30 protein-coding genes, 1 tRNA gene and 1 pseudogene are annotated in these 26,811 nt (G+C 36.8%); 18 read left to right on the top strand and 14 right to left on the bottom strand.

Annotated features, from left to right (window positions below):
- Nucleotides 1–26: 26 nt before the first annotated feature.
- Nucleotides 27–884 (top strand): menaquinone biosynthesis prenyltransferase MqnP, encoded by an 858-nt coding sequence (gene mqnP / locus NITER_RS06840; RefSeq protein WP_084275252.1) that lies wholly within the window; start codon nt 27–29, stop codon nt 882–884.
- Here the strand turns inward: mqnP and NITER_RS06835 are convergent.
- Nucleotides 852–1,502 carry a phosphoribosyltransferase gene (locus tag NITER_RS06835; protein WP_084275253.1) on the bottom strand — a complete coding sequence of 217 codons (651 nt, stop codon included), beginning with the start codon at nt 1,500–1,502 and terminating at the stop codon, nt 852–854. The genes mqnP and NITER_RS06835 overlap by 33 nt on opposite strands.
- A gap of 52 nt (nt 1,503–1,554) precedes the next feature.
- Here NITER_RS06835 and NITER_RS06830 point away from each other — a divergent pair.
- The 4 genes from NITER_RS06830 to NITER_RS06815 all read left to right on the top strand — a co-directional run bounded on the left by NITER_RS06830 (nt 1,555) and on the right by NITER_RS06815 (nt 5,461).
- Nucleotides 1,555–1,631 (top strand) — tRNA-Arg (locus tag NITER_RS06830).
- Nucleotides 1,632–1,667: 36 nt separating this feature from the next.
- On the top strand, nt 1,668–2,753 hold the full coding sequence (gene ispG / locus NITER_RS06825; RefSeq protein ID WP_084275254.1) for a flavodoxin-dependent (E)-4-hydroxy-3-methylbut-2-enyl-diphosphate synthase: 1,086 nt from the start codon (nt 1,668–1,670) through the stop codon (nt 2,751–2,753).
- 48 nt (nt 2,754–2,801) lie between these two features.
- Nucleotides 2,802–4,220: a replicative DNA helicase gene (locus NITER_RS06820; protein ID WP_084275255.1), complete on the top strand. Its 1,419-nt coding sequence runs from the start codon at nt 2,802–2,804 to the stop codon at nt 4,218–4,220.
- Nucleotides 4,220–5,461 carry a ComEC/Rec2 family competence protein gene (locus NITER_RS06815; RefSeq protein ID WP_084275256.1) on the top strand — a complete coding sequence of 414 codons (1,242 nt, stop codon included), beginning with the start codon at nt 4,220–4,222 and terminating at the stop codon, nt 5,459–5,461. Before NITER_RS06820 ends, NITER_RS06815 begins: the two co-directional genes overlap by 1 nt.
- Here the strand turns inward: NITER_RS06815 and NITER_RS06810 are convergent.
- From NITER_RS06810 to NITER_RS06800, 3 genes are all read right to left on the bottom strand, one after another.
- On the bottom strand, nt 5,387–6,211 hold the full coding sequence (locus NITER_RS06810; RefSeq protein WP_084275257.1) for a YihY family inner membrane protein: 825 nt from the start codon (nt 6,209–6,211) through the stop codon (nt 5,387–5,389). The two genes, NITER_RS06815 and NITER_RS06810, sit on opposite strands and share 75 nt — an antisense overlap.
- Before the next feature lie 66 nt (nt 6,212–6,277).
- Nucleotides 6,278–7,654, bottom strand: a complete 1,377-nt coding sequence (locus NITER_RS06805; RefSeq protein ID WP_084275258.1) for an FAD-linked oxidase C-terminal domain-containing protein — start codon at nt 7,652–7,654, stop codon at nt 6,278–6,280.
- Entirely contained in the window at nt 7,651–8,334 is a 684-nt protein-coding gene (locus NITER_RS06800) for a plasminogen-binding N-terminal domain-containing protein (protein ID WP_159445308.1), read from the bottom strand. The genes NITER_RS06805 and NITER_RS06800 overlap by 4 nt, the downstream gene beginning before the upstream one ends.
- Before the next feature lie 144 nt (nt 8,335–8,478).
- Here NITER_RS06800 and NITER_RS06795 point away from each other — a divergent pair, with 144 nt between their 5' ends.
- From NITER_RS06795 to NITER_RS06785, 3 genes are read left to right on the top strand one after another with little or no spacing between them, the layout of a single operon-like run.
- Complete coding sequence (locus NITER_RS06795) at nt 8,479–9,654, top strand: peptidoglycan DD-metalloendopeptidase family protein (RefSeq protein ID WP_084275260.1); 1,176 nt, start codon at nt 8,479–8,481, stop codon at nt 9,652–9,654.
- Nucleotides 9,641–10,999 (top strand): magnesium transporter, encoded by a 1,359-nt coding sequence (mgtE, locus tag NITER_RS06790; RefSeq protein WP_084275261.1) that lies wholly within the window; start codon nt 9,641–9,643, stop codon nt 10,997–10,999. Before NITER_RS06795 ends, mgtE begins: the two co-directional genes overlap by 14 nt.
- Before the next feature lies 1 nt (nt 11,000).
- A complete protein-coding gene (locus tag NITER_RS06785) occupies nt 11,001–11,543 on the top strand; it encodes an NUDIX domain-containing protein (RefSeq protein WP_084275262.1) in 543 nt (180 codons plus the stop codon).
- Between the two features lie 2 nt (nt 11,544–11,545).
- Here NITER_RS06785 and NITER_RS06780 read toward each other — a convergent pair whose 3' ends face one another.
- The 6 genes from NITER_RS06780 to NITER_RS06755 are packed head-to-tail and all read right to left on the bottom strand — an operon-like array spanning nt 11,546 to nt 16,147.
- A complete protein-coding gene (locus tag NITER_RS06780; RefSeq protein WP_197685288.1) occupies nt 11,546–12,001 on the bottom strand; it encodes a globin domain-containing protein in 456 nt (151 codons plus the stop codon).
- Nucleotides 11,973–12,872: a carbon-nitrogen hydrolase gene (locus NITER_RS06775; protein WP_084275264.1), complete on the bottom strand. Its 900-nt coding sequence runs from the start codon at nt 12,870–12,872 to the stop codon at nt 11,973–11,975. Before NITER_RS06775 ends, NITER_RS06780 begins: the two co-directional genes overlap by 29 nt.
- Entirely contained in the window at nt 12,869–13,687 is an 819-nt protein-coding gene (locus tag NITER_RS06770) for a metal ABC transporter permease (protein WP_281847539.1), read from the bottom strand. Before NITER_RS06770 ends, NITER_RS06775 begins: the two co-directional genes overlap by 4 nt.
- On the bottom strand, nt 13,653–14,384 hold the full coding sequence (locus NITER_RS06765; RefSeq protein WP_231988931.1) for a metal ABC transporter ATP-binding protein: 732 nt from the start codon (nt 14,382–14,384) through the stop codon (nt 13,653–13,655). Before NITER_RS06765 ends, NITER_RS06770 begins: the two co-directional genes overlap by 35 nt.
- Complete coding sequence (locus NITER_RS06760; RefSeq protein WP_159445309.1) at nt 14,365–15,198, bottom strand: metal ABC transporter solute-binding protein, Zn/Mn family; 834 nt, start codon at nt 15,196–15,198, stop codon at nt 14,365–14,367. Before NITER_RS06760 ends, NITER_RS06765 begins: the two co-directional genes overlap by 20 nt.
- 10 nt (nt 15,199–15,208) lie before the next feature.
- Nucleotides 15,209–16,147: an agmatine deiminase family protein gene (locus NITER_RS06755; protein WP_084275267.1), complete on the bottom strand. Its 939-nt coding sequence runs from the start codon at nt 16,145–16,147 to the stop codon at nt 15,209–15,211.
- Between the two features lie 249 nt (nt 16,148–16,396).
- On the opposite strand from NITER_RS06755, the gene NITER_RS06750 reads away from it, so the two are divergent.
- From NITER_RS06750 to NITER_RS06720, 7 genes and pseudogenes are all read left to right on the top strand, one after another.
- Complete coding sequence (locus NITER_RS06750) at nt 16,397–18,145, top strand: DUF262 domain-containing protein (RefSeq protein ID WP_084275268.1); 1,749 nt, start codon at nt 16,397–16,399, stop codon at nt 18,143–18,145.
- Nucleotides 18,138–18,718 (top strand): annotated as a pseudogene (locus NITER_RS06745) (transposase); the annotation flags it as partial. The gene NITER_RS06750 and the pseudogene NITER_RS06745, both read left to right, overlap by 8 nt.
- A gap of 236 nt (nt 18,719–18,954) precedes the next feature.
- Nucleotides 18,955–20,031 carry an IS21 family transposase gene (gene istA, locus NITER_RS06740; RefSeq protein ID WP_281847534.1) on the top strand — a complete coding sequence of 359 codons (1,077 nt, stop codon included), beginning with the start codon at nt 18,955–18,957 and terminating at the stop codon, nt 20,029–20,031.
- Nucleotides 20,024–20,812, top strand: a complete 789-nt coding sequence (gene istB / locus NITER_RS06735; protein ID WP_143779667.1) for an IS21-like element helper ATPase IstB — start codon at nt 20,024–20,026, stop codon at nt 20,810–20,812. The genes istA and istB overlap by 8 nt, the downstream gene beginning before the upstream one ends.
- Nucleotides 20,813–20,952: 140 nt before the next feature.
- On the top strand, nt 20,953–21,192 hold the full coding sequence (locus NITER_RS06730) for a ribbon-helix-helix domain-containing protein (protein ID WP_084275271.1): 240 nt from the start codon (nt 20,953–20,955) through the stop codon (nt 21,190–21,192).
- Complete coding sequence (locus NITER_RS06725) at nt 21,189–21,611, top strand: type II toxin-antitoxin system VapC family toxin (RefSeq protein WP_084275272.1); 423 nt, start codon at nt 21,189–21,191, stop codon at nt 21,609–21,611. The genes NITER_RS06730 and NITER_RS06725 overlap by 4 nt, the downstream gene beginning before the upstream one ends.
- 2 nt (nt 21,612–21,613) lie before the next feature.
- Nucleotides 21,614–22,618, top strand: coding sequence for an alanine racemase (locus NITER_RS06720; protein ID WP_084275273.1), 1,005 nt, complete (start codon nt 21,614–21,616; stop codon nt 22,616–22,618).
- On the opposite strand, the gene NITER_RS06715 is transcribed toward NITER_RS06720, so the two are convergent.
- The 4 genes from NITER_RS06715 to ribA form a co-directional block, all read right to left on the bottom strand.
- The gene (locus NITER_RS06715) at nt 22,595–22,963 is read right to left on the bottom strand and encodes a hypothetical protein (RefSeq protein WP_084275274.1); all 369 of its coding nucleotides are present in this window, start codon (nt 22,961–22,963) and stop codon (nt 22,595–22,597) included. The genes NITER_RS06720 and NITER_RS06715 overlap by 24 nt on opposite strands.
- Complete coding sequence (locus NITER_RS06710) at nt 22,960–23,160, bottom strand: PP0621 family protein (protein ID WP_084275275.1); 201 nt, start codon at nt 23,158–23,160, stop codon at nt 22,960–22,962. Before NITER_RS06710 ends, NITER_RS06715 begins: the two co-directional genes overlap by 4 nt.
- The gene (rsmG, locus tag NITER_RS06705) at nt 23,150–23,689 is read right to left on the bottom strand and encodes a 16S rRNA (guanine(527)-N(7))-methyltransferase RsmG (RefSeq protein ID WP_084275276.1); all 540 of its coding nucleotides are present in this window, start codon (nt 23,687–23,689) and stop codon (nt 23,150–23,152) included. The genes NITER_RS06710 and rsmG overlap by 11 nt, the downstream gene beginning before the upstream one ends.
- 72 nt (nt 23,690–23,761) lie before the next feature.
- Nucleotides 23,762–24,325, bottom strand: a complete 564-nt coding sequence (gene ribA / locus NITER_RS06700; RefSeq protein ID WP_084275277.1) for a GTP cyclohydrolase II — start codon at nt 24,323–24,325, stop codon at nt 23,762–23,764.
- Nucleotides 24,326–24,391: 66 nt separating this feature from the next.
- Here ribA and hemB point away from each other — a divergent pair, with 66 nt between their 5' ends.
- From hemB to NITER_RS06685, 3 genes are read left to right on the top strand one after another with little or no spacing between them, the layout of a single operon-like run.
- Nucleotides 24,392–25,357, top strand: a complete 966-nt coding sequence (gene hemB / locus NITER_RS06695) for a porphobilinogen synthase (RefSeq protein ID WP_084275278.1) — start codon at nt 24,392–24,394, stop codon at nt 25,355–25,357.
- Nucleotides 25,358–25,389: 32 nt separating this feature from the next.
- On the top strand, nt 25,390–26,316 hold the full coding sequence (argF, locus tag NITER_RS06690) for an ornithine carbamoyltransferase (protein WP_084275279.1): 927 nt from the start codon (nt 25,390–25,392) through the stop codon (nt 26,314–26,316).
- The gene (locus NITER_RS06685; RefSeq protein WP_084275280.1) at nt 26,317–26,811 is read left to right on the top strand and encodes a DUF2603 domain-containing protein; all 495 of its coding nucleotides are present in this window, start codon (nt 26,317–26,319) and stop codon (nt 26,809–26,811) included.

Raw genomic sequence — 26,811 nt, 5'->3', positions numbered from 1 at the left:
TGCAAAACTTTTATAAGAGGAAGTAAATGAACAAATTGCGTAAGATTCTTTCCGATTTTAATGAATTTGTAATGTTTAAGCACACAATTTTTAGCCTTCCATTTATTTTTATTGCAATGATTGTGGCAGCTGATGGTTGGTTTGGTTGGAGACTCTTTTTCTTAGGCCTCTTAGCAGCAATTTTTGCAAGAAATTTTGCAATGGGTGTGAATCGCTACCTCGATCGTGACATTGACAGACTCAATCCACGCACTGCAAATCGTCCAAGTGTTGATGGAAGAATTCCAGAAAAGGTACAAATTTTTTTTATTATAGTTAATGCAATAGGGTTTATTGTTACTGCCTCTTTTATTAATACGTTAGCTTTTATTCTCTCTCCACTCTTTTTACTCATTTTAGGTGGATACAGTTACTTTAAACGTTTTAGCGAATTGGCTCATCTCGTTTTAGGAGTAGCTTTGGCTCTTGCGCCGATTGCGGGTGTTATAGCTGTCAAAGGTACTATCACAATGTGGAGTATATTTTTATCACTTGGTATTATGTTTTGGGTTGCTGGATTTGATCTTCTCTACTCCTTACAAGATATGGAGTTTGACAAGCAAAAGGGACTCTTTTCTATCCCATCACGCTATGGAGCTGCATGTACACTCTTTATTGCAAAAATTTTTCATGCCCTTACAATTCTCTTTTGGCTATTTTTTGTTATAGAAGCTCACCTTGGCTTTTTTGCATACAGTGCAGTAGCAGTAGCTACAATTATGCTCACTTATGAACATAAAATTGTAGATAAAGATTTTACAAAAATAGATAGAGCTTTTTTTACCGTCAATGGCTATTTAGGTATCATCTTTTTACTTTTTATCATTTTGGATGAAATTTTCTAAATCTTGTAAAATTGCAAGCACCTCTTCATCACTTACATCGTACCAGTTGCGATATGCATCTGCAACGGCATAAAATGGTGATGGAGTGTAAAGAGCAATTACTTCATCTGCAATTTCTTGCAAATACGATACAATTTGGGGAGAGGCTGTAGATACAGCTACGACTATTTTTTTCGGTGAGAGTTTTTTGAGCATAGATAGTGCAGCGATCATAGTCGATCCCATAGCGATACCATCATCAACCAAAATTACAATTTTATCTTTTATATTTTTGAGTTTTCTCCCACCGCGCAAAACTGTGATGCGGTGCTGAATCTCTCTTGCTTGACGCGCAATTTCTCTTTCTATATCCTCCTCTGTCACGCCATCAAGAGCATATTCGTTAATATAGACTGTCCCATCTTCACAAAGAGCTCCATAGCCACTTTCAGTGGTATAAGGATATTGCAGCTTTCTGCACATTACAAGATCAAAATCACTATGAAGATACTTTGCAACTTCGGCTCCCACTTCTACGCCACCTCTTGGAATTGCCAAGACAATCACATCGTTTCTGTTTTTATATTTTTCGAGTGTAAGAGCTAACTTTCTACCGGCATCTTTTCTGTCATAAAACATACTCTTCTCCATTTGCATTTTTTTTATTATATGATATAATTCCACAAAATTTGCGCCCGTAGCTCAGCTGGATAGAGCATCAGATTGCGGTTCTGAAGGCCCCAGGTTCGAATCCTGGCGGGCGCGCCACTATATCCCCAAAAACTTGCACAAAATCCTCAAGCTCTGTATAATTGCCAAAAAAAGAATGAGGAAAAGATGCAGCGCTATCCTACAAAAAAGATTTACGTTGGTGATGTAGCAATTGGAGGAGATGCTCCGATTTCTGTGCAATCAATGACCTTTAGTCGCACAGCTGATGTAGAAGCAACAGTAGAGCAGATAAAAAGACTACACTTTGCAGGGGCTGATATTGTTCGTGTAGCGGTTCCAGAAGAAGAGGATGCAAGAGCCCTCAAAGAGATTAAGCGACAAATCTCCTTACCTCTTGTTGCAGATATCCATTTTAACTACCGCCTTGCTCTCATTGCAGCAGAAGTTGTAGATTGCATTCGTATTAATCCCGGCAATATAGGAAGTAAAGAGCGCATTAAAGAGGTTGTGAAAGCCTGCAAAGAGAGAAATATTCCTATACGCATAGGAGTTAATGCAGGAAGCCTTGAAAAAGAGATAGAAGCAAAGTATGGTGCTACAAGTGAGGCTATGGTGCAAAGTGCTCTCTATCACATAAAGTTACTAGAAGATCTCGATTTTACAGATATTAAAGTAAGTATGAAAGCGAGTGATGTAGAGCGCACAGTCGAAGCATATAGAAAACTGCGCCCACTTGTGCCATACCCTTTTCATCTTGGTGTTACAGAGGCTGGAACAGTCTTTCATGCGACCATTAAATCAGCTATTGGGATAGGAGCCTTACTTCTTGATGGTATAGGTGATACTATACGGGTATCTATTACAGGGGAATTAGAAAAAGAGATAGAGGTTGGTCGAGCTATTATAAAAGATGCTGGAAGATCAAAAGAGGGTGTAAATATTATTAGTTGTCCTACTTGTGGCCGCATTGAAGCAAATCTTGTTAAAGCAGTTGCAGAAGTAGAGAAACGCATTAAACATATCAAAAAGCCACTTAATGTATCAGTAATGGGGTGTGTGGTTAATGCTATTGGAGAGGCTAAGCATGCAGACGTTGCAATAGCCTATGGAAAAGGCAGTGGCCTTATTATGGTGAAGGGAGAGGTTGTGGCAAAACTTCCTGAAGAAAAACTGGTTGAGAGGTTTATTCAGGAAGTAGAAAAAGCAGCAAAAGAGTAATGAGAATTTAACTTTTTTGAAGTATAATGAAATAAAAAAGAGGTAGCATTGGAAGCACATCTGTATAATCTCAACATAGAGCGAGCGGTATTAAGCTCTATTCTCTTTGATCCAAAAATCTTTGAAGAGGTAGCATCAGTATTACAGCCGAAAGATTTTTATCACCCTTTTCATCAAAAGCTCTTTGAAGCGATGTTAGCTCTAGCAAATGAGGATCAACCCATTGATGAAGAGTTTCTCAAAGAGAAGTTGGAGCTACAAAAGAGCTTTGATGAAGCTGCATTTTTAGATATTTTAGCTGCAAATCCCCTCTCAAACACCGCCTCTTATGTAAAAGAGATCAAAGAGAAAGCTTTAAAGCGAGAGCTTGTACATCTCACTACTGACATAAAAAAAGTTACAGTTGAGCAGGATCTTCCTGTAGCTGATGTGATTGATGAAATCCAATCAAAACTCTATAAAATTACTACAGAAACAAGCTCACAAGATTTCAAAAGCTCCGATGAGGTAATGTATGATACCCTCCAACATCTTTTAAGAATGAAAGAGAAGGGTAACTCTATTCTCATTGGTCTTGATACAGGTTTTCATGATCTTAACATAAAGACAGCGGGATTTAATCCAGGGGATCTTATCATCATAGCAGCCCGTCCTTCGATGGGAAAAACTGCGTTTGCTCTTAATTTAGCCCAAGCTGTACTCGATCAAAATAAAGGAGTGGTAATATTCTCTCTTGAAATGCCAGCAGAGCAGTTGATGTTAAGAATGCTTAGTGCAAAAGCTTCCATTCCACTGCAAAGACTGCGTGTTGCAAATCTCAATGATATTGAGTGGAATGAGATTAGTAGATTGAGTGATTACTATGAGAAAAAAAAGCTTTTTATTGATGATGAAGGTAATCTCAATGTGCATCAATTAAGAGCAAAGCTGCGAAAGCTCAAATCTCAACATCCTGAGATTGAGCTAGCAATTATTGACTATATGCAGCTCATGAGCGGAAGTGGAACTAAAGATAGACATTTAGAAATCAGTGAAATTAGTAGAAGTCTCAAACTCCTTGCAAGAGAATTACAAATTCCAATTATTGCCCTTTCACAGCTGAATCGTTCTCTTGAGAGCCGCGTTGATAAACGGCCAATGTTGAGTGATTTAAGAGAGTCTGGTGCTATTGAGCAAGATGCAGATGTGATTTTGTTTGTGTATCGTGATGATGTGTATAAAATCAAAGAGGCAAAGCAGAAGATGAAAGAGGCACAGGCAAGAGGAGAGCTATTAGATATTAAAATAGAAGAAAAAAGGGTAGAAGAGGCTGAAATCATCATCGGAAAACAGAGAAATGGCCCTACAGGGGTAGTAAAACTCTGGTTTCATAAAGATTACGTCAAATTTGCCGAGGAGGCTGCTGAGACAATTAGAGAGTATGACACTAGAGAAAGTACTATAGAGATTCCAGACAATATCGTTTGATGCTTGCAGCTACCCCTCTCTTTTCCAATGTCTCCCAGCGTCTCATCGCCTTTTTCCTCGTATTTTTACTTTTTTGCTTCAATCTTTTTTGGGAGTATCGCCAGTATAATGAGATCTTTTCCAAAAAGCGCTATTTTACAACTGCTACTGTGAAAAACCAGTATGCAAAAGGCAAAAAGCAGGTGCTCAAACTGCAAAGTTTGGATGGATTTACATTTTATACGACAAGTTATGAGCAGTTGCGCGATTTGCGTGATAGAAAAGTGAAAGTTCTTCTTTTCTCATCTAAAAAGCGTGTCTCATTTATAGAGTTTCTTCACAATTTTTATATTCCAGCATATATTATCGCAGTTTTGCCAAAAGATAGGTTTTTGAAGCTAAAAGATCTTATAGTAAGGCAGCATAGCTCAAAAATAGCAAAAGAGATTTTTGGAGCACTCTTTTTAGCTACATCTCTTGATTACAATACTAGGCAAAAACTCTCCTCTTTTGGTATAAGTCATCTTGTAGCAATTAGCGGTTTTCATATTGGTTTTCTTGTTGCCATTGTAGTGACAATTTTTCTCTTTTTATTTCGCAGTATATGGCAACGATTTTTGCCTCATCGCAATATCTACACTTTTGCTACACTCTTAGCACTCTTTGTAGCTGGTGGCTATTTTTTGCTTTTAGGCAATCTTCCATCAGTAACCCGAGCATTTATTATGGCGATAGTGGGATTTATTCTTTTTGATAGGCATATAAAACTTCTTAGTTTTGAGACGCTATTTTGGATTGTGCTCATTGTCCTAGCACTTTTTCCAAGGTTTGTTTTTAGTTACGGTTTTTGGCTTTCTGTGAGTGGAGTTTATATGATATATCTCTTTTTGTATCATGTGAAAATTCGTTCACCTTTACTACTTTTTATAGCACTCAATTTTTGGGTATTTTGGTTTATGTTGCCTCTAAGTTTAGCTATTTTTGGGCAGTTTTCTCCTTTGCAGCTCCTCTCGCCACTTCTTAGTATGGCTTTTGCAGTTTTCTATCCTTTGGCTCTATTGTTGCACATAATTGGTATTGGAGGAAGTTTGGATTGGATGCTATATTTTTTAGAGAGTGATGTTACATCTTTTAGAGTTGATGTACCATTATGGCAAACTGCTCTTTTTCTTTTGTTAACACTACTATCAATTTATAGGCGTGCATTTATCTGGGGAGCTGCTTTGATTGTGGGGCTGATTCTTGTTTATCAAATAGCATAGTTTGAGTCCATAGAGAAAAATAATCCAAGAGATATAGATCCACAAAAAGAAAAAGAGGATTGCACTAAAAGATCCATAAATTGTCGCGTATGTTTTATTGTGTATGACATAGTAGACAAAGAGATTTTTACTGATATCCCAGATAAGTGAAGCTATAAATGAAGATACAAAAGCTGCCTTAAAACTAATAAGAGCAGTAGATGAGATTTTATATGTAAGAAAGAAGATTATCCAGATAATAAGATAGGGAAAGATTGTTAAAAAATCGATCCAACTAGTATAGCTGGTACTATTAAGTAGCGCTTGGAGTTTGCTAGAGAGAAAAAATGAAAGGGCTAATCCAATAGGGGCTAATGTCATGAGTGTCCAGTAAATTGTCAAAGAGCTCCAAAAACCGCGTGGTTTGGATTTGAATATTTTATTTACAATATATTCGTAGTTTTGAAAAAACATAATTGAGGCAAAGAGAATAAAGACAAATCCTATAAAGCCTAGCTTTGAGCTGTTTTGCAAAAAAGTATCGATATGTTGGGTAATTGCTTCTTGCTGTGTTGGGATGAGGCTAGAGAAAATAAACTCTTTGATTTTTCCATAGTGTTTTTCAAAACTAGGCAAACGTATAAAGATAGAAAATGAAACAAGCAGGAGTGGAATAATGGAAAAAATGGTATGGAAACTCAAAGAAGAGGCGTACATTGTGATATCAGGATCATAAAGTGATTGAAAAAATTTTTTGCTTTTTTGAATCATGAAGTTCCCTTTTTACTACGGGCAGAATGCTTTATTGAGAGAGTGCTAGAAGCACTCTCAAATGGGCTATAGTCCCATCTTACCAGGATTGAGAATATTATTGGGATCAAATGCCTCTTTGATGCGGCGAAAAAGACCCAGCTCAGCTTCACTAAAGGCCATCTTCATAAAAGGAGCTTTGCTCAGTCCTATACCGTGCTCTCCGCTTAAAGTACCTCCAATATCAATAGTCATTTGAAATATCTCTTCAATCGCTTTATAGCCAATCTCTACTTGCTTTGGATCGCTTCCATCAACCATCACATTAGTATGCACGTTACCATCACCAGTGTGACCAAAACATGGGATTTTGACGTTGTATTTTTTACTAATTTTTTCAACCTCTTCAAGATAGCGTGGGAGTTCACTTCTAGGGACTGTAACATCTTCGTTTATTTTTTTACTTCCATAGATAGTGATACTTTGGCTTGCATTGCGCCTTGCAAACCAGATATCAGCTGCTTCTTTCTCATCTTTTGCTATGCGAAATTCAGTTGCACCATTCTGTTTGAAAAATTTTTCAAGCAGTCCTATTTGGTAGTCGATCTCCTCTTCCACGTTTCCGTCGATATCACTGATAAGGATTGCTCCAGCTTCTACTGGCAAGCCTTTATGAAACTTCTCTTCTACTGCACGGATTGTGAGATTGTCCAAAAACTCCATTGCGACAGGGTTTGCACCACCTGCTAAAGATTTATAGACGGCATTCATTGCTGCAGTAACTGTAGGAAAAACGCCCATGACAGTTTTAGTAAGTTTTGGTTTGGAGAGGAGTTTGAGGGTGATTTCAGTAATAACTGCCAATGTCCCTTCACTAGCAATGAGAATACCAGGAATGTTATAGCCTGCTACATCTTTGATTGTTCTTTTACCAGCTCTTATAATATCTCCATTTGGCAAAACGGCACGCAGTGCCATAACATAATCTTTGGTGATACCATATTTTGCTGCGCGCATACCTCCAGCATTTTCAGCCACGTTGCCTCCAAGAGTTGAGTAGTCTTGGCTCGCAGGATCTGGTGGATAGAAAAGTCCATGCTTTTCTACTTCACGCTGGAGATCTTTATTGATGACGCCAGGTTGCACTACTGCTACCATATTTTTGGTATCAATCTCTAAAATTTTATTCATATATTTTTCAACTGCTAGCACAACACCACCACCTACAGGAAGAGCCCCGCCTGTAAAACCGCTGCCAGCGCCTCTTGGCACTACTGGAATCTTATGCTCATTACAGTAGCGCAAAATTTTACTTACATCTTCCTCATCTTTTGGGAAAACTACAACATCAGGCTCAAAATGCTCTCGCGTAGCATCATAGGAGTAGGCAAGTCTATGGGGTTTATCTGCTTTCACATTTTCTTGTCCTATAAGATTTTGCAGTGCCTTGATATGTTTTTTCATCTCTTCTCCAACAGTTTTTTATAGTAGCTATAATAGTTGTCAATCTCTTTTGTTCCAAAAAAATCGAATATTGATGTCTCTATCTCCTTAATTCTTGAGTAAAAAGGGAGTTTGATTTTTTTACTTCGGCTATGTAGAGGTAATGCATCTATTTTTTCAAAGCTATAGCAATCAACTATTGCTACTTCATCTTTAAGAGCTAAATAAATTTTTGCAAGGGCATATTTATTGCAAAAATTTTTGAAATCTTCATAACTTGGTGCTGGATGTTTGGCTTTTGAGAGTTCTGTTGCAAAAAGATCTGGATGGAGAATCTCCTCCTGCACCTCTTTTGCTATTTGCTGATAGGTAGTAAGATTTGGTGCGATAATAGTAGCTCTATCGTAGAGGTATCCTAATATCACTTCATCACCAGAAGCTGGCAGTGTTTTTGGTTTAGGAAGAGCCTCTTGTGCTAGTGCATCAAAGACTTCAAAACGGATCTGATTACTCTTTTCAAGAATAGCGCGAGCAACTATACTTGTATGATTTTTATCATAGTGGTGAACGACAATCCCACTCGTGCCCTTTGGAAGTGCCACAGGCTCAATGATACCTCGATTTTTCTCTACTTTGACAAGTGTAGTGGTTTGTGCATATAAAACAAGAGCTGTAAAAGCAAAAAAAAGTATACGTATCAAAAGAGATCTCCTTTTATGAATTTGTATAATAATACCAAACTTTTATAAAATCTAGCTAGCAATTGCAACTAAAGTATCTCTATATTAAGCCTTTTTTAGATAAAATTAAACCCTTTTTACATCATCATAAGGGATTTTTTTGCAATGAGGATTTTGCTAGCATTGCTCATAGCATTGATACTGCAAGCAGATACTGTACAAGAGGCAATTTGGCAAAAGGGCGAGACTCTTTTGAGTTTTTTTGCCAAGCATGGGATCGATGCGAGCTTGTACTACAATCTTGATAGAGAAGATAAAGAGCTAGCAGATGAGATCCATGCTGGTGTAAAATATTTTGTAGTAAACGAAGATAACAACAGCAGTGCCATTAAACATCTTCTCATTCCAATAAATGAAGAGTTGCAGATCCATATCTACAAAGATGATACCAGCTATAAGTTGGAGTTTTTGCCAATTTTTTATCAAAATTTTCGTGATAGATTCAGTCTTGCAATCCAAAGTAACCCTTACAGCGAGATCCTTAAAGCAACAAAAAATCTACGTTTAGCGCACGAATTTGTTGCAGCTTTTAAAAATAGTCTCGATTTTTCTCACTCGATTCGCAAAAATGATGCTCTGGCTATTATCTATGAGCAAAAAGTGCGACTAGGGGAGCTCTTTGGGATGCCTGTGATTAAGGCTGCTTTAGTAGAGACAAGAGGAAAGAAAAACTATGTTTTTAATTACAATGGAAGATATTATGACCAAAATGGTAAAGAGCTTGAGAGCTTTTTACTCAAGCGTCCTGTGCGCCATGCACGCATAACTTCACGTTTTACGCTTCGTAGATGGCATCCAATACTACATCGCTATAGAGCGCATCTTGGTGTGGATTTTGGAGCAAGGCGGGGAACTCCTGTGATGGCTGCTGGCAGCGGGAGAGTAGTGTTTGCTGGGCGTAAGGGTGGATATGGCAATGTAATCATTATTGCCCATAGAGATGGGTATAAAACACTCTATGCTCATCTATCAAAATTTCGCAGGAATATTCGTGCTGGAAAATATGTAAAGCAAGGACAGATTATTGGATATGTGGGAAGTACGGGGCTGAGTACTGGACCACATCTGCACTTTGGGCTCTATAAAAATGGTAGAGCTATAAATCCTCTCAAAGTGGTACGTATCACCAAAAGTAGGCTAAGTGGCAAAGAGCTGAGAAAATTTAAAAAGATTGTCAATAGATATAAAGAGGAACTCAATGAGCTTGTACAAAAAAGAGAGAAACCAAAAATTTTAGAAGTGCTTAAAAGTATAGAAGGAGGGGATAATGCAAAAGGATGAGGTACTAAAAATTCGACATATTTTAGAAACAGAGCTCAAAAGCGGTGAAATTACTCTCCACCCTTCTGAAATAGCAGCATTTCTCAAATATCTCTATAGTGAAAATAAAGAGGAGTTTTTTGCGATTTTACGCAAACTTCCAGAAGAGGTGCTTGGTGAAGTACTCTTAGAGCTTCCAGAATCGATTAAAGATGAAGCGATCGAGCAGCTTTCAGTCAAAAAGCTCGCAAAAGCGGTAGAAGAGCTTGATAGTGATGATGCGGTGGATTTAGTCAAAGATATTGAAGATATCGATAGTGATTTAGAGCAAAAAGTCTTACAAAATATCGATAAAGAGTATAAAGAAGAGATTGAGACTCTCAGCTCTTATGATGAATCTACCGCCGGTGCATATATGCAAACAGAGGTATTTAAAGCCTATGTAGATGAAAAGGTAAAAGATGCAATTGAGAGACTCAGAAAGCTTAAGGCTGAGGGTGAAGTGTCAAATATTCACCAGGTATATGTAGTTGATAAAGATGAGAAACTCAAAGCAATTATTCCTTTAGAAGATCTTATTCTTTACGATTTTAATGCCAAATTTGCAGACATTATTCATGAAAAAAAGTATGAACCTATTACTGTGCATGTAAATGAACCTGTGGCTGAACTTATTAAGAAGTTTGAAGATTATGACTTGGCTGTTGTGGCAGTAGTTGATGATGAAGGAAGATTGCTAGGGCGTATCACATCGGATGATGTTATAGACTTGATTGAAGAGCAAGCAACAGAGCAGATCTATAACCTTGCAGGTCTTGAAGAGGAAGCAGAAGAGGAAGAGGATATTAAAGAGGTAACAAAAAAGAGAGCTTGGTGGCTTCTTATAAACTTAGGTACTGCGATACTTGCCTCTTTTGTCATTGGGCTTTTTGATGAGACGATCCAAAAATATGTAGCTCTTGCAGTATTGATGCCAATAGTAGCTTCTATGGGAGGGAATGCTGGAACGCAAACACTCACAGTAGTTGTACGTAAACTTGCCCTTGGAGAGATTGACTGGCAAAACGCAAAAAAGGCACTCATGAAGGAGACTGTTGTCTCATTGTTGAATGGACTCATTTTTGCTGTTATTATGGGGGCGATTGCATGGATATGGTTTGGTAATCATCTTTTAGGTGTTGTCATTGCTCTTGCAATGATTATCAATCTTTTGGCAGCTGGATTTTTTGGTGCAGTTATTCCGCTGTTTCTCAAAAAAGTTGGGCAAGATCCTGCAGTGGGGAGTAGTGTATTACTTACAACTGTCACAGATGTTGTGGGATTTTTTGCATTTTTGGGACTTGCAAAAGTTATGTTGGTACACTAAGATGATAAAAGAGATTAAAGTTTTAAAGAATCCAAAATTTATAGAGCCAGTTGAAATTGTTTATGAACAAAATGGAAAGACAAAGCGGTGGGAAGCAGTAAAAGCGCATGATAGTGTGGCTATATTGCTCTATCATCCACAAAAAGATGTATTTGTGCTTGTCAAGCAGTTTCGGCCGGCTTTATATATGCAGCACGGCTTTGAGTTTAGTTATGAATTGTGTGCTGGTATAGTAGATAAAGAGAAAAGCTTGGAGCAGATAGCTATTGAAGAGGTAGAAGAAGAGACTGGCTACCAGGTAGAAAAAATTGAAAAAATTACTTCATTTTTTACTTCAGTAGGCTTTGCTGGATCGAAGCAGACTCTCTACTACGCAGAAGTGAGTACACAGATAGCAGATGGTGGCGGTATAGATGATGAGGTGATAGAGGTAGTCTATCTTCCTGTAGCAAAAGCGCAAGAATTTATGTATGATGAGAGCAAGCCAAAGACGCCAGGTCTTCTTTTTGCTCTTTGTTGGTGGTTTGAACGAAACTCTCAGTAAGGCTAGACATATTTATATAGCTCACTGGAGCGATTTACCATAAGCTTGGAAAAGTTGTCTACATAATCCCAAAATGCTTGCTTGAGTTCTTTTGGAATATCAAGCTCTTCAAGTGTCTCCATCATAGTTCCTAGCCATTCGATTCTGGCTTTTTCATCAATTGAAAAATTTTTGTGAAATTCGATCATGTATTCATTGAGATTTTTGTCACTTGCACCTTCATAGAGCTTTGGTCCTCCACAAATAGCTATGAAAAAGAGTGTATTTTTCTCTTTGACTTTTGCAAACTCCTCCTCATCTTGTGGGAAAAAGTGGGCAATTTCACTCTCATAAATCTTATCATAGAAGCTATACATAAAATCTTTCATTCCATCTACTCCACCAACTGCTTCAAAAAACTCATAAGGTGGATTTTTATATGTTACTTTTTCATTTTCTCTTATTGGACTTATTTTCAATACTACTCCTTTGGCAAAATCTTTGTAATAGACACTCATAGGCTTCAATCCTACGATCGCGTAAAAATGGCCAGATATCACGTACTTCTTTTGTACGGTTAATATCAATTTCGCATATTAACGCTTGTTCACTTTTGTTATCTCCTTGTATAATAATCTCTCCTTGTGGACCACACACAAAGCTATTGCCCCAAAATCGAATGCCTTTGAGGCATCCACTCAGGTCTTCTTCAAATCCTACACGGTTGACACTAATAAGTGGTAATCCATTTGCAATGGCATGAGAGCGTTGGATTGTTATCCAAGCATCTAGTTGGCGATTTTTTTCATCTTCACTATCTTCATCGAACCATCCAATTGCTGTTGGATAGATAAGGATCTCCGCACCTTTGAGCGCCATTATCCTTGCAGCCTCAGGATACCATTGATCCCAACAAACCAGTACCCCCAATCTTCCAACTGAAGTGTCAATTGGCTCAAATCCAAGATCTCCAGGAGTAAAGTAAAATTTCTCATAAAATCCGGGATCATCCGGAATATGCATTTTGCGATATATCCCCGCTATTTTTCCTTTATCAAAAACCACTGCAGTATTATGGTAAAGTCCAGGAGCTCTCTTTTCAAAAAGACTTGTGACCAGTACAATACTTTTTTCTTCACTGACCCATCGCCAAAACTCTACATCAGCAGCAAACTCTTCTGCTAAAGCAAAGTTTTGTGTATCTTCACTTTGACAAAAATATGGTCCTTGATGAAGCTCTTGGAGCACTACAAGCTCTGCATCACTAACTGTATCAATGAGTTCTAAACTTTTTTTGATAGTATCCTCTTTTGTTTTATGAAAACATTGTTGTATCAAGGCCACTTTCACTGTTTTATCCTTATAAATGTTAGTATAAAAAGAACTCCAGCAATAATTATAATCGAGGCAGTTGCTGAAATATTGAGTGATGAGGCTACAAAGAGACCTATGCACATGATAATAAAGCTAATTATACCAGCTACAATCATCATAGATATAAAGTTTTTTGTATACTTTTCTGCAATATAGGGTGGAATACTAAACAGTGCTATTACTAGAATAAGCCCAATGGATCGTATACTCATCACAACTGTGAGGGCAATGAGTATGAGAGTAAGAGTGTGTATGAGTTTGACATTGAGTCCGCGTGTAAGTGCAAACTCTTTGTCGTATGCCACTGCTAAGATATGGTGATAAAAGGTGCTTAAATATATGAGCAGTGCAAGATCCACACCAGCCATAAAAAAGAGATCGCTTTTTGGAATGAGAAGGATATTTCCAAATAAAAAAGCAAGCAGATCTACATTGTAACCAGGAGTAAGATCAATAAAAATAATGCCTATACTCATTCCTACAGCCCATAAAACTCCAATTAAAATATCTGTGCGGCGGTTTTCTTTGTAGGTGATATAGGCAAGCAGTAACGCCAAAGCAACTGCAAAGAGTGTCGCTCCCAGAACTACTCCCGTACCAAGATAAATAGCCATACCGACGCCACCATAGCTACCATGAGCGATACTTGCAGCTAAATAGTTGTAGCGATTTATAAGCATGATGGATCCAATAATTGCAATAGCGATTGCAAGAAGAGCTGTGGCAAGAAAAGAGTTTGCAAAAAAAGTGATTGTCTCAATCATGGATGCAAGCCTTTTTAAGCTCTTCAAAAAGCTCCATTTCGCAAAAATGGCCATCTCTTTTTTGGATATTGAGCTTGAGATTATCATGGATATAGAGTGTGCGATTGATATAGAGTACCCGATCTACACCTTCGAGCAAAATATTTACATCGTGGCTTACAACAAGTCTTGTAATGGATAGATTTCGCAAAATTTCATAAATCTCTTTTTGTGCTTCAATATCTACTGCTGCAGTTGGCTCATCGAGGATTAAGATTTTTGGTTTTGTAATAAGCGCACGTGCCAGGAGTACCCGCTGTCTCTGTCCACCAGAGAGGGTGCCTATCTTTTTATGAAGCAGATGGGCAATATTGAGTTTTTGTGCAATTTCATCCAATAGTGTAAGGTCATCTTTATCAAAACGAAACTTCTTTGCACTCAGTCTTCCTTGCAAGATGATCTCCTTTGCTTGCAAGGGCATATCGAGATTGAAGTTTGTCTGTTGTGGCAGATAGCCAATGAGATTTTTTGCTTGAGATGGCTCTTTTCCATAAATAGAGATTTTACCTTTTTGAGGTTGCAAGAGTCCTAGAAGGAGCTTGAGAAAAGTTGTCTTCCCACCACCATTTGGCCCAATAATTGCAATATACTCTTTATCATAGATTGTGAGGTTAATATTTTCTAAGACATACTCTTTGTCATAAGCAAAGTAGAGTCCATCAACCTCAATCGCCGGCAATTGCACGCGCTACCTTTAAAATATTGTTTTCCCAATCATATGCAAGGGGATCGATGACTTTTACCATAGCACCAATTTTTTGGGCAAGAAACTTGGCGCTTTTTTGTGGAAACTGCGGTTCGATGAAAATTGTTTTAATGCCCAGTGCTTTTGCTTTTTTGGCTAATTGTATAAGATCTTGCATTTTTGGCTCTTTCCCCTCTTTTTCGATTGCAAGTTGCTCCAAACCATAACTTCTAGCAAAGTAGCCAAAAGAGGGGTGATAAACCAAAAAAGCTTTTGATTTTTTTTGCAAAAGCAAAGAATAGATTTTGGAATCAATCTCTATAGTTTTTTGGGCAAATTCTTGATAGTTTGTGAGAAAGAACTTCTTTTTATTGGGCTCAAGTTTTAGAAGTTCATCAAGCATTGCTCTAGCAATAAGGGGTACGAGATTGGGGGCTAACCATATATGGGGATCGAGGCTCTTTTCATGCTCATGCTCTTCATGGTGGTGATGATGTGCTAGGGGATAGCGACGAATATATTTGCCACTATCTACGAAATGAAGCTCAGAGTTTGCAGCCTGTATACGATCTCTCCATGCCTTTTCAAAAGGAACACCTATAGTAAAATAGCAGCGAGCTTTGCGGATCTTTTTTATTTGTGATGGTTTGAGAGTATATGTGGCAGGGCTTGCCCCTGGGGGTATAAGTACTTCTATATCAAAACTATCCTTTGCAATCTGCTCCAAAAAGAATTTTTGTGGCAAAATTGAGACAAGTATCGTATCTTTGGCAAAAAGAAGTGTAGCAAAAAAGAATAAAAGCAAAAAACGCACATATACTCCTTTAAAATATATTCATACAGCTGCAATGAATCGAGCCGTGCTGGCGAATAAGCACTGAGGCATCAAGTCCAATAATATCTCGTGATGGGAAAAGTTTTTGAAAAATTTTCAAAGCCTCTTCGTCATTTGGATCATTATATGTTGGCATTATTACTGCACCATTTATTATAACAAAGTTGGCATAACTTACTGGAAGTCTTTCATTTTCAAAATATTTAGCTGAGACGAATGGCAAAGGAACTAACTCAAATCCAAAGCTTTGCAGCTCTTTTTCCATCAATTTTAATTCGATATAGTGTATGTCATCTTTGTTGTCACAAGTGATATAGGCAATTTTATTAGCAGAGACGAAGCGCGCTAGCATGTCGATATGGCTGTCTGTATCATCTCCTTCTAAAAAGCCGTGATTTAGCCACAAAATCTTTTTAAGTCCAAAGAAGGTTTTGAGTTGCTTTTCAATTTCATCTTTTGATAGATGGGGATTTCTATTGGCTTCCAAAAGGCATGTTGAGGTAGTGAGCAAGACTCCCTCTCCATTGCTATCGATACTACCACCTTCTAATACAAAGCCAATCTTTTTGGTATGAAAAATTTTTCTATTGAGCTGATTATCGTAGTTTGCTGGAAATTTTAGCCCCCAGCCGTTGAATGTAAAATCAAGAAGTTTTGTTTTATTGTTTTCAAAAACAGTGATGGCCCCAAAATCCCGCACCCATGTATCGTTTGTTTGGGCTTTGAAGATGTGTATATTATGTTTTGTTGGAGGGAAATTAAGAGCTTTTTGTGTGATTAAATAGACATCTTGATAGTGAGCTACAATAGAGATAAACTCTTTGTAAAACTCTCTTATCTCATCCAGATAGGGTAGCCAATCACTCTTTTCGTGCGGATAGGCAAGCAAAAGCGCCTTTTGCTCTTCCCATTCTGCAGGGAGTCTCATGCCAAGCCTTTTTAATTGTTATGGTAGCGAAAATGGGGTATTAATAAAATCAAAAAATGAAATTTATTACTGCTTTATGCAAAAAATTGTATTTAAAGATTAATTTTGTGTAGTTAATGAAAAATTTTTATTAACCGTAAAATAGGTTAGGTTTTTTCTTGCTATAAAAGTCTTTTTCAATATTATAACTTAAAGTTTTTGGAGTACAATAATATTAAAATGTTATGCAATAATTGAGGTGAAAAAATTATGCAAGAAGGCAAATTGAAATTCAAAGATATATTCGATGGTGATAAAATTTTCGAAATACCCGAATATCAAAGGGCATATACTTGGGAGGAAAAACAATTAGTTGACTTTCTGCATGATTTAAAAAATCAACGGATAGATAAGCCATATTTTTTTGGTACTTTCTTATTTCATGAAGCAGGAGAAATGGATGAATTTACTAAGATTTATATTGTAGATGGACAACAGAGAATTACAACCTCAGTTATATTTATAAAAGCCATCCTTGATTTTCTTAATAGTAGAGGTCAATTAAAAAAGAAAATATATAGGCGATATATCGAAGATGAAGGAGTATTTAAGTTAAATACTTCAAACAACGATAATTCCTTTTTTCATACATATATTATTAATCATAATATGCCTACTGATTTCGATACTAAATCACAAATTAGATTATTCAATGCAAAGAGATTCTTTGAGGAAGAAATAAACAAACTAAACACAGAAATTGCAGAGCAACTATTGCAAAAACTGGAAAACTCTCTTGTTCTGGTCCATACAGTTAACAATAAATCTGATGCAGCACAGATTTTCGAATTGATTAATGATAGAGGGAAAAGATTAACTGATTTAGAGGCTATTAAAAGCTTTTTGATGTACCAAGTAAGTATAACTTTAAATAGATCAGAACAATTATTAGGAGATATTGAAAACAATTTCGCAAAAATCTACAGAAAAAGCGAATCCCTTGAAGGTTTGATAAAAGAAGAGCAAATTATTATGTATTATGTCATTTCGAGCCTAAATTGGACAGGCCAGGAATTTAGAAATCCTAAAGATTTTATAAAAGAAATCATAAATCAAACATATTCAAGCGATAACAAAATAAAATTAATAAAAAAAATAAGTAAAGAATTAAAGGAATCTTTTGAAATAATTGAAAAAATAGTCATGAATAGTATTAATGCTCCTAAAATAGACGATCTATTTATGCTTAATCGAATAGCTAATTTTTATCCATTACTGATGGGTTCTTTTAAATATGATAAGTATGATGACAAAAGAAATTTTAGAGAGATAGCTAGTCTAGCAGAACTTTATGCATTTATTTCATTAGTTGCAGGAAAAAGAGCTGATACGGGAGTTAAATATTTTTATGAACTTGCAAGGGATTTTAAAGGAGATTTTGTTCAACTATACAACGATATAAAAATAATTTTTCGTGACAACTGGTGGAGGATAATTACTTTATTTAAAGAAAATGTGCCAAATATAGATTTCTATGACGGTGTGACGAAGTATATACTCTTCAAATATGAAAATTATCTAAGAAAGCAGAAAGGATTTCCTGTATTAACTAAAAAATCCTTCTTTGAAAATGACTCACGTCTTAAATTATCAATTGAGCATATTACTGCTAAAAAAGCAAAAAATTTAAAGTTTACAGAGGAATTTGAAGAGTCATATTTACATAATATAGGTAATCTTGTTATTGATACAGTTGCTTCTAACTCATCAAAAGGCAATAATGTTGTTGATAAGAAAATCGAGGCGTATAATTTAGCCCCACTTATTTCACATAATGAAATAGATAAAATTGTTGAAGAGTTATCAAAAAAATATGGTAGTTTTGACTGGAATAATTTAGGTGATGTAAAAAGATTTATTGAATTTAGACGAGAGAAAATAAAGGAATTTATTTTTGAAGAATGGAATTATAATACAAGAGCGATGTTTCTTGATAAAGGAGGCCATTTTACTCTATAGCTTTCATGAAGCAGAAGTTGTCTGTATTTCGTAAGGTAAAGCCCATAAACGGCATGAATTTGGTAATAAATCCACTTTCATTACAACTGCAAAAGAGTGCTTTATTCTCCATGCTGATACGTATAAGGGCAATCCTTATGATGATCGTATTTTAAAAGAAGTCCTCAATCAAGCAAATGAAACGACACAAACTATCTTTCATAAAACAATCAATTTTTTGGCAGATAAAAGATTTAGAGGACACGATTACAAAGCAGAAACTACAGTGCTTATTGAAACACCCAACAATAAAAAAGATACAAACATCTTAAAATACGCTCTTCAATTGAAAGTGTTTTTTCTCATACAAAACAGTATTATAGAATGGGAAGAAACTTTTTAAAAGGATTGCATGGCAATCTAGTCAGTATAATATTTTCAACTTATAGATACAATCTTAAAAAGATTTACAATAAGTTTAAGAAAGCATATAAAAAACTGCTCTCTTATTTTTTTGCAACTCTATTTGTACTCTTATTTCCATTTATCCAAACAATTAGAGCAAAAATCAAGTTTAATTTAGTATTTAAATAATTTCATGGAAGTGAGTTGTTCACGGTTAATTGAGTACTGTGTAAACGATTAAAAACTTTTTAGAAAACTAAACTTGGTATCATCCATTTTTTGGCTATTACGAAAGAGGAGTTTTTTGTCATAATTGTCACCTGCAATGTTAAAATACACCACAGACGCAAGATGAAAATGTACCATCCATGAGATGAGGAAATATAAAAGAATATAATCGCTTCCAAAAATATTTGGAGGCAATAGTGATTACATACGAGGAGTTTGTGATGGTACATACACTTTACAGACAAGGATACAGCATAAGAGCTATTGCAAGGATGACAGGACTTGATAGAAGAACCGTATCCAAAAGACTCAAAGAGGATAAGCTTCTGCCAAGAAAACCGAGAGTTTACAAATCGAAGCTCGATCCATACAAAGAGTATATAAAAAAGAGAATAGCTCAAGGGTTGCCGGATAAAATTCCTTCAACGGTAATATACCGGGAGATTACAGCCAAAGGGTATGAGGGGAAGATAAGAATATTGCAGGCGTTTATGAGCGGGCTTTATAAAGAGCATATGAACGTAAAAGAGGAAGAGGTAGTACGATTTGAGACAGATCCGGGCGAGCAGGCGCAAGCTGACTGGACGGTGATACGAAGAGGGAAGAATCCCGTTTATGCCTTTGCGATGATTTTGGGCTATAGCAGATACGCATTTATCTGCTTTACAGACAATATGCGCTTTGATAGTTTTATAAATTGTCATAAAAAGGCTTTCGCCTTCTTTGGGGGAGTGCCAAGAACCATTCTTTACGACAACCTCAAAAGCGTGGTGATAGAGCATAACGCTTACGGGAATGCAAAACACAGATTTAATGAGAGGTTTTTGGATTTTTCCAAAGAGTATGGATTTATTCCAAAACTTTGTAAACCCTACAGGGCAAAAACAAAAGGGAAGGTAGAGAGAGTTATAGGCTATATGAAAGGAAACTTCTATATTCCTTTGAAAGCAAGACTCAAAAACTCTTCGCTTGTTATAGATACAAAGCTTCTTAACAGCCAGATATTTCAGTGGCTTGAAATCGTTCATAATAGAGTGCACGCAACAACGAAGCAAAAACCAAAAGAGCTCTTTATAAAAGAGCAAAAAGCTCTGCTGCCGCTAATAATTTCAGCCAAGCCAAAAAGCTTGCATAACAAAAATGAATATGACAATTGCATAGACAAAAAGCTTTCCTTGTCAAATAAAAAGTATAAAAACAGCATAAACATACATAATACAGCTAAGAGTTCTTTAGAGGAGTATGATGCGCTTTTGGGAGTTTGCCATGCATAAAGAGATACACAGTATAAATGAACAGATACAAGAGTATGCTGCGCTTTTTAAACTTCCTGCCATTAAAGAGAGCTTTTCATCCATAGCTCAAGAAGCAGCTAAAAAGAATCTTTCATACAGTCACTTTTTGCTTGAGCTTTTTAGATATGAACATCAAAAGAAGATAGAGCGTTCAAAAGCAACAACACTAAAAATGGCAGGCTTTCCAAAAGTAAAGACTCTGGAGATGTTTGATTTCTCATCTTCTGCGGTAGATAGAAATATTATTAATGAACTTTCTACTTTAAGATTTATAGAGAATGCCGAAAATATCCTGCTTATTGGACCAAGCGGTGTTGGGAAAACCCACCTGGCCATAGCTTTGGGATATTTGGCTACACAAGCAAGAATAAAAACAAAATTCATCACTGCAGCAGATCTGTTATTGCAACTTGAGATAGCCCAGCAGACAAACAGATTGCAGTACTATTTCAAAAAGGTTATCAATACAGTAAAACTCTTGATTATCGATGAATTTGGCTATATCAAGCTCAATGAAAACCAGGCCAATCTCTTTTTTCAGGTAATCAACAAAAGATATGAAACAGGTTCAATTATCATTACAAGCAATCTATCTTTTACAAAATTCAAGGAGGTGTTAAACAATGATGAAGCGTTAACTACTGCTGTTCTTGATAGACTTATTCACCATAGCCATATACTCAATATCCAAGGTGAAAGCTACAGGCTTAAGCAAAAAAGAAAAGCTGGTGTCCTTACTAGACTCGATAACAATTTTTAGTTTCAAAGTGGTACATTTTCACTTCGCATCTTGGTACATTTTTAGGTTGCACTTGACACATAATAGCTTATAATACATATTATATGTAGTATGCAATATGTATGCTATAATGCATATAAACTTGTACATATGGAGAGAATATGACTGTGAGGAAAAATTTTTTATTAGATGAAATCATAGCCAAACATTTGGAAGAGATTGCAAAAAAAGAAAAAACCACACAATCGGAAGTTATTAGAAAACTTATAGAAGAAAAATATCAAGAGTATCTCAAAGAGGAAAAACTAAGAGCTTTTCAATCTATTATGCAAGTTGAACCTGGAAGTTTAGTTGGAAAAACTATTCAATCTGTAAAAGAGGAGATGGGTAATAATATATGAAAATATTTTTAGACGCTAATATTATTTTAGATATTTTGGATATTAAAAGAGAATTTCATGAATATAGTGTAAAAACGTATGAATATTTAATTTTAAATCATCAAATTTTTACATCTTGTGATTTAATTACTACAATATATTATATTAATGCAAAAATTGATAAAGAAAAGGCAATATTGAACATTCAAAAAATTATAAAAACACTAACATTGATTGAATTTTCAAATGAAGATGTAGAAAAGGCGTGTGATTTGATGTTAAGAGATAAGGATTTTAAAGATTTAGAAGATACACTTCAATATATAATGGCAAAAAAACAAAATTGTAATATGATCATATCAAATGATGAAAATTTTGTTAGTAAAGATATAGAGATTTTAAATAGTAAAGAATTTTTTAATAGATTTATCAAAGAGTAGATATGGCATATATAAAACTTAGTAAAAACGCCTTTTTTCACAATTTAGAGCTTATCGCCAAAAAAGCGGGTGGCAATGAGAAGGTTGCTATTGTTTTAAAAGATAATGCCTATGGGCATGGGCTTTTGGAGATTGCCAAGTTGGCAAGTGAGTATGGCATCAAAAGGGCTGTGGTAAGGAATACCGCTGAAGCTAAAGAAATAGAAAATCTTTTTGATTATATTCTCATTTTAGCTGATGCTCCACAGCAAAAAGAGAAGTTCCACTATACCATCAATAGCTTAGAAGATCTCAAAAGATTTCCCACTGGCTCTCATATTGAGCTTAAAATCGATACAGGGATGCACCGCAACGGTATTGTGCCAGATGAATTGGAAGAGGCTTTTAAAATTATTCAAAAAAGAGCGCTCAATCTCAAAGGCGTCTTTACCCATTTTCGCAGTGCAGATGAGCTAAGCAGTGAGCTTTTTTGGCAAGAGAGAAATTTTGATGAGGTAAAAAAGAGAAGTTTGGAGCTTGTTAAAAGGTATGAATTACCAAAGCCACTCTTTCACTCTTGCAACTCAGCAGCGCTCTTTCGAAAGCAAAGAATAGAGGATGATTTTGCTAGAGTCGGTATTGCAGCGTATGGCTATTTGGAAACTGATGAGATTTTTAAATCTCCTCCATTAAAACCGGTTCTTTCTCTTTGGGCAAGGAGGCTCTCTTCAAGAGTGCTTAAAAAAGGGCAGAGGGTAGGGTATGGAGGCGTGTTTGAAGCTGATCGTGATATGGTGGTTTCAGCTTATGATATTGGCTATGGTGATGGAATTTTTCGTGCTCAAAAAAGCATTGTAGATGGAAAGATTTTAGGGCGTGTGAGTATGGATAATATTATCGTAGAGGGCAAGCAAGATAAGATATGCATTTTTGATGATGCAAAAAGAGTAGCCAAAGAGATTGGTACAATCAGTTACGAAGTGCTTGTGAAACTAAGCCCCAACTTAGCGCGTATAGTTTGTGAGTAGTACTCCATCAATTGCAGCTTCTATTGCTTTTTCTATGAGTCTCTCATCGATTTTGGCTATCACTTTCGCATCGAAAAGATAATTTTCAGCTACTTTTTGTACCTCTTTTGCTAAAGGGAGGTTGCAGAGCAAAAATTTTGCTTCCAGAGCATTTGCATAGACTGCTTCAGTGGTAGAAGAGATCCACACTGCACAAGTGATGTTGTTGTCTCGGCAGTAGTGCAAAAGATCGAAATCAAACGCAAAAGCTACAATTGCATTGGCTGGAATTTGTGCGATCTCTTCTTTGCTTTTGATTGTGATAATCGGTGGACTAGGTATTTTGGGATGACCAAAGATTATCACTCTTTTACTCCTGCGCATTTTTTAGAGCAGTAGTATTTACCATCTTTGATAATTGCCTCTTTGCTACTAAAATATGTACCACACTTATCACACTCGACCATCACATCTGTCTCTTTATCTGGCAGTGGCTTTTTTTTGATAAAGAAGTAGTAGACTCCTCCAATAATAGCTGCTAAAAGTAGAATTTTAAATAACATCTTTTCCCTTTAAAAAAAGATAGCGGCGTTTGCCATTTTGCTTGATTTGATAATTTGTAATATCATCAAGCTCTCTTGTTACTTCCTCCCCTTTATACAAAAGGATTGTAGTCTCTTTATCGATAAAATCTTTTGCCAATTGTAGCAGATCTTTTGTTGGCATTACAGCTCGTGATGTAATGAGATCTACTTTTGTTGGCGCAATCTCTTCTATGCGAGAGGGTATAACTGTGACATTGTCTAGCTTTAATGCTGTTTTGATGTAGTGCAAAAAGGATGCACGTTTTTTTCGCGGCTCAACCAAGATCCAATGAGTCTGTGGCATGGCAATTGCAAGCACAAGTCCAGGAAATCCTGCCCCTGTGCCAATATCGAGGGCTTTTTGGGGTGTAGAGTCTAAAAACTGCAAAGGATAGAGCGAATCATTTATATTGTTTTGTACCTCTTGTGGAGTTTTTGCTCCTGTGAGATTGTGAATGGCATTCCACTCAAGCAATTTTTGTGAAAAGAGCTCCAACTTATCTTGCAAATTGTTCCTTTATACAAGCTTTTTATAATTATAGCGTGCAATGTGCCGGCAGTTGCCAAGCTTTTAGCGAAATTATAGGAGATGCCCCATCTTCTCTTTTTTAATCTGAAGATATTTTTCATTGTGGGGGTTGGGTGTTACTTTGATAGGTATGCGTTCAATAATCTCCACATCTTTAAGGCTTTCGATCTTCTTTGGATTGTTGGTAAGGAGCTTTATCTTTTTGATGCCGTAAAAGTCGAGAATGAACTCTACCATCTCATAGGTGCGCTCATCTGCACTAAAACCTAACTGATGGTTTGCTTCAATTGTATCATAGCCTCTATCTTGGAGCGCATAGGCGTTTACTTTATTGAGAAGCCCGATATTGCGCCCCTCTTGGCGAAGATATATCACCATACCACCATGCTTTGCGATGTAGTTAAGGGCAAACTCTAACTGCTCGCCGCAATCGCATTTTTTGCTGCCGAGGGTATCTCCTGTGAGACACTCTGAATGTACCCGCACTACCGGTACATCGCCGAGAGGCTCTTTCATAATCACAAGATGCTCTTTGCACCCTTGGGCAAAACACTGTATTGTGAAATCACCATATTTTGTTGGGAGATTGGCTTTTTCGCTTACCTTTATATCCATTTAGCCTACTTTTGGTAAAATGTAATGAAATTATATCAAAAGAACTTATATGCAAAGGAAATGCAAATGTTTAAAAGATTTAGAAGGCTTCGCATCAATCCAGTATTGCGCGATCTTGTCCAAGAGATAAGGCTCGATATCAACGATTTTATCTATCCTCTTTTTGTAAGAAACGGTGAGGGGGTAAAAAATGAGATAGCTTCTATGCCAGGAGTCTATCAGATGAGTATTGATGAGATCCTCAAAGAGTGTGAAGAGCTCAAATCTTTGGGACTCAAAGCAGTTATCCTCTTTGGTATCCCAGATACAAAAGATAGTGTAGGGAGTGAAGCGCTCTGTGAGCATGGTATTATTGCACGAGCTGTAAGAGCAATTAAGGAAACACATCCTGATATGTTTGTGGTGACAGATCTCTGTTTTTGTGAATACACCGATCACGGGCACTGTGGTGTGCTTGATCCAAAGTTGCAAACGGTAGATAATGATTCAACGCTCACTCTTTTAGCTGAGCAGGCAATTGTCCATGCAAAAGCGGGAGCCGATATGATAGCTCCAAGTGGTATGATGGATGGGATGATTACAGCTATTCGTGCTAGACTTGATGAAGCTGGTTTTAGCCATATTCCTATTATGAGTTATTCAACAAAGTTTGCCAGCTCATACTATGGTCCGTTTCGCGATGTGGCTGAGTCGGCTCCTAGCTTTGGAGATAGACGCAGTTATCAGATGAATCCTGCAAATAGACGAGAAGCGATTTTGGAAAGTATCGAAGATGAAACAGAAGGCGCAGATATTTTGATGGTAAAGCCAGCTCTAGCATATCTTGATATTGTGCGTGATATTAGAGAAGCAAGTATGCTTCCTTTAGCGGTTTATAATGTTAGTGGCGAGTACTCGATGCTCAAAATGGCAGCGCGCGCTGGTGTGATCGATTATGAACGGGTGATGATGGAGACGCTTCTAGGCTTTAAGAGGGCTGGTGCAGATATCATTATTACCTATCATGCCAAAGAGGCAGCAAAACTGCTATAATAACTGTTTCTATTTTGCTAAAAGGATGGCCTTTGAGACACTTTTTGACACTCAAAGATTTTACGAAAGAAGAGATTTTAGAAATTATTACATTAGCCGAGCAGATAAAAACAGAGACAAAACGCAAAGAGTTTGTGCCATATCTTGAAAATCAGACTCTTGCAATGATTTTTGAAAAGAGCTCTACACGTACGCGAGTAAGTTTTGAGGTGGGGATCTATCAGCTTGGAGGTATTGGTCTTTTTTTGAGTAAAAACGATTTGCAGCTAGGGCGTGGCGAGCCTATGAAAGATACCGCGCGGGTAGTGAGCCGTATGTGTGATATGGTTATGATCCGCACCTTCGAGCAGGCAAAACTTGAAGAGTTTGCGGCCTATAGTAAAGTGCCTGTTATTAATGGTCTTACAAACGAGTACCATCCTGTGCAACTCATGGCTGACTATTTGACTATGAGAGAGTTTGGAAAAGCCGAAAATCCCGTAGTTGCTTATGTGGGCGATGGGAACAATATGGCGCACTCATGGCTCATGCTAGTAAGTAAACTAGGATTTACACTCCGTATCGCAACGCCAAAAGGGTATGAGCCAGCAAAAAATGTGGTAGAAGATGCATTGCGTTTTGCCAAAGAGAGTGGAGCGAAGATAGAATTTACAAACGATCCCAAAGAGGCTGTTGCAAATGCTGATGTTGTAACCACTGATACTTGGATTAGTATGGGACAAGAGGATGAGAAAGAGAAGAGACTTAAAGATTTTCAAGGATATATGGTAGATAAGCAGATGATGGCATTAGCAAAACCTGATGCAATCTTTTTGCACTGTCTCCCTGCATATAGGGGATATGAAGTGAGTGAAGAGATTTTTGAAGCACATGCTGAAGAGATTTTTACAGAGGCGGAAAACAGGCTCCATGCCCAAAAGGGTGTTATGGTATGGCTTGATCGCAAAAGGAGAGGATAAATGGATCCGGTAAAAATAACGGGTGAAAATCTGCTGAGTCAGATAAATAAGATGGCAGGACAACTTGGTATTGAAAATCCTGCAAACGTAACAGTAGTTAAACTTGAAGATACAGAAGACCCTAACAAAAAAACACTTGAGTTGATACAAGGAAGTTGGGAGAATAATGCACCATGGTTTGTTATTGGCAAAGAGAATAAAGTCTTTGTACTCTCAAGTCTTGAAGCGATGCTGCATCTTATAAAATCCCTCAATGAAGCAAAGTATGAGAATTTCAATCTTAAACTAGAAAAAGCGATCTTAGAAAATCTTCCGATAGATTTTAATGATGTGTGGGTGGTAGCAATGAATGAGATCCAAAAGCGTCTTGCAGAATCTAAAAACAAAAATCTCCTTGATATCGATATCAAAAAGCTTGTACAAGATATCAAGAAAAACCATCCTAATCTCTTTATGCGACTTAAAGATTTCCAATTTCCACCAATGCAAGGATAA

Origin of the sequence: Nitratiruptor tergarcus DSM 16512 (genome assembly GCF_027946175.1) — a bacterium.
Taxonomy (GTDB): domain Bacteria; phylum Campylobacterota; class Campylobacteria; order Campylobacterales; family Nitratiruptoraceae; genus Nitratiruptor; species Nitratiruptor tergarcus.
This window is presented reverse-complemented; position numbering and strand designations above follow the sequence as displayed.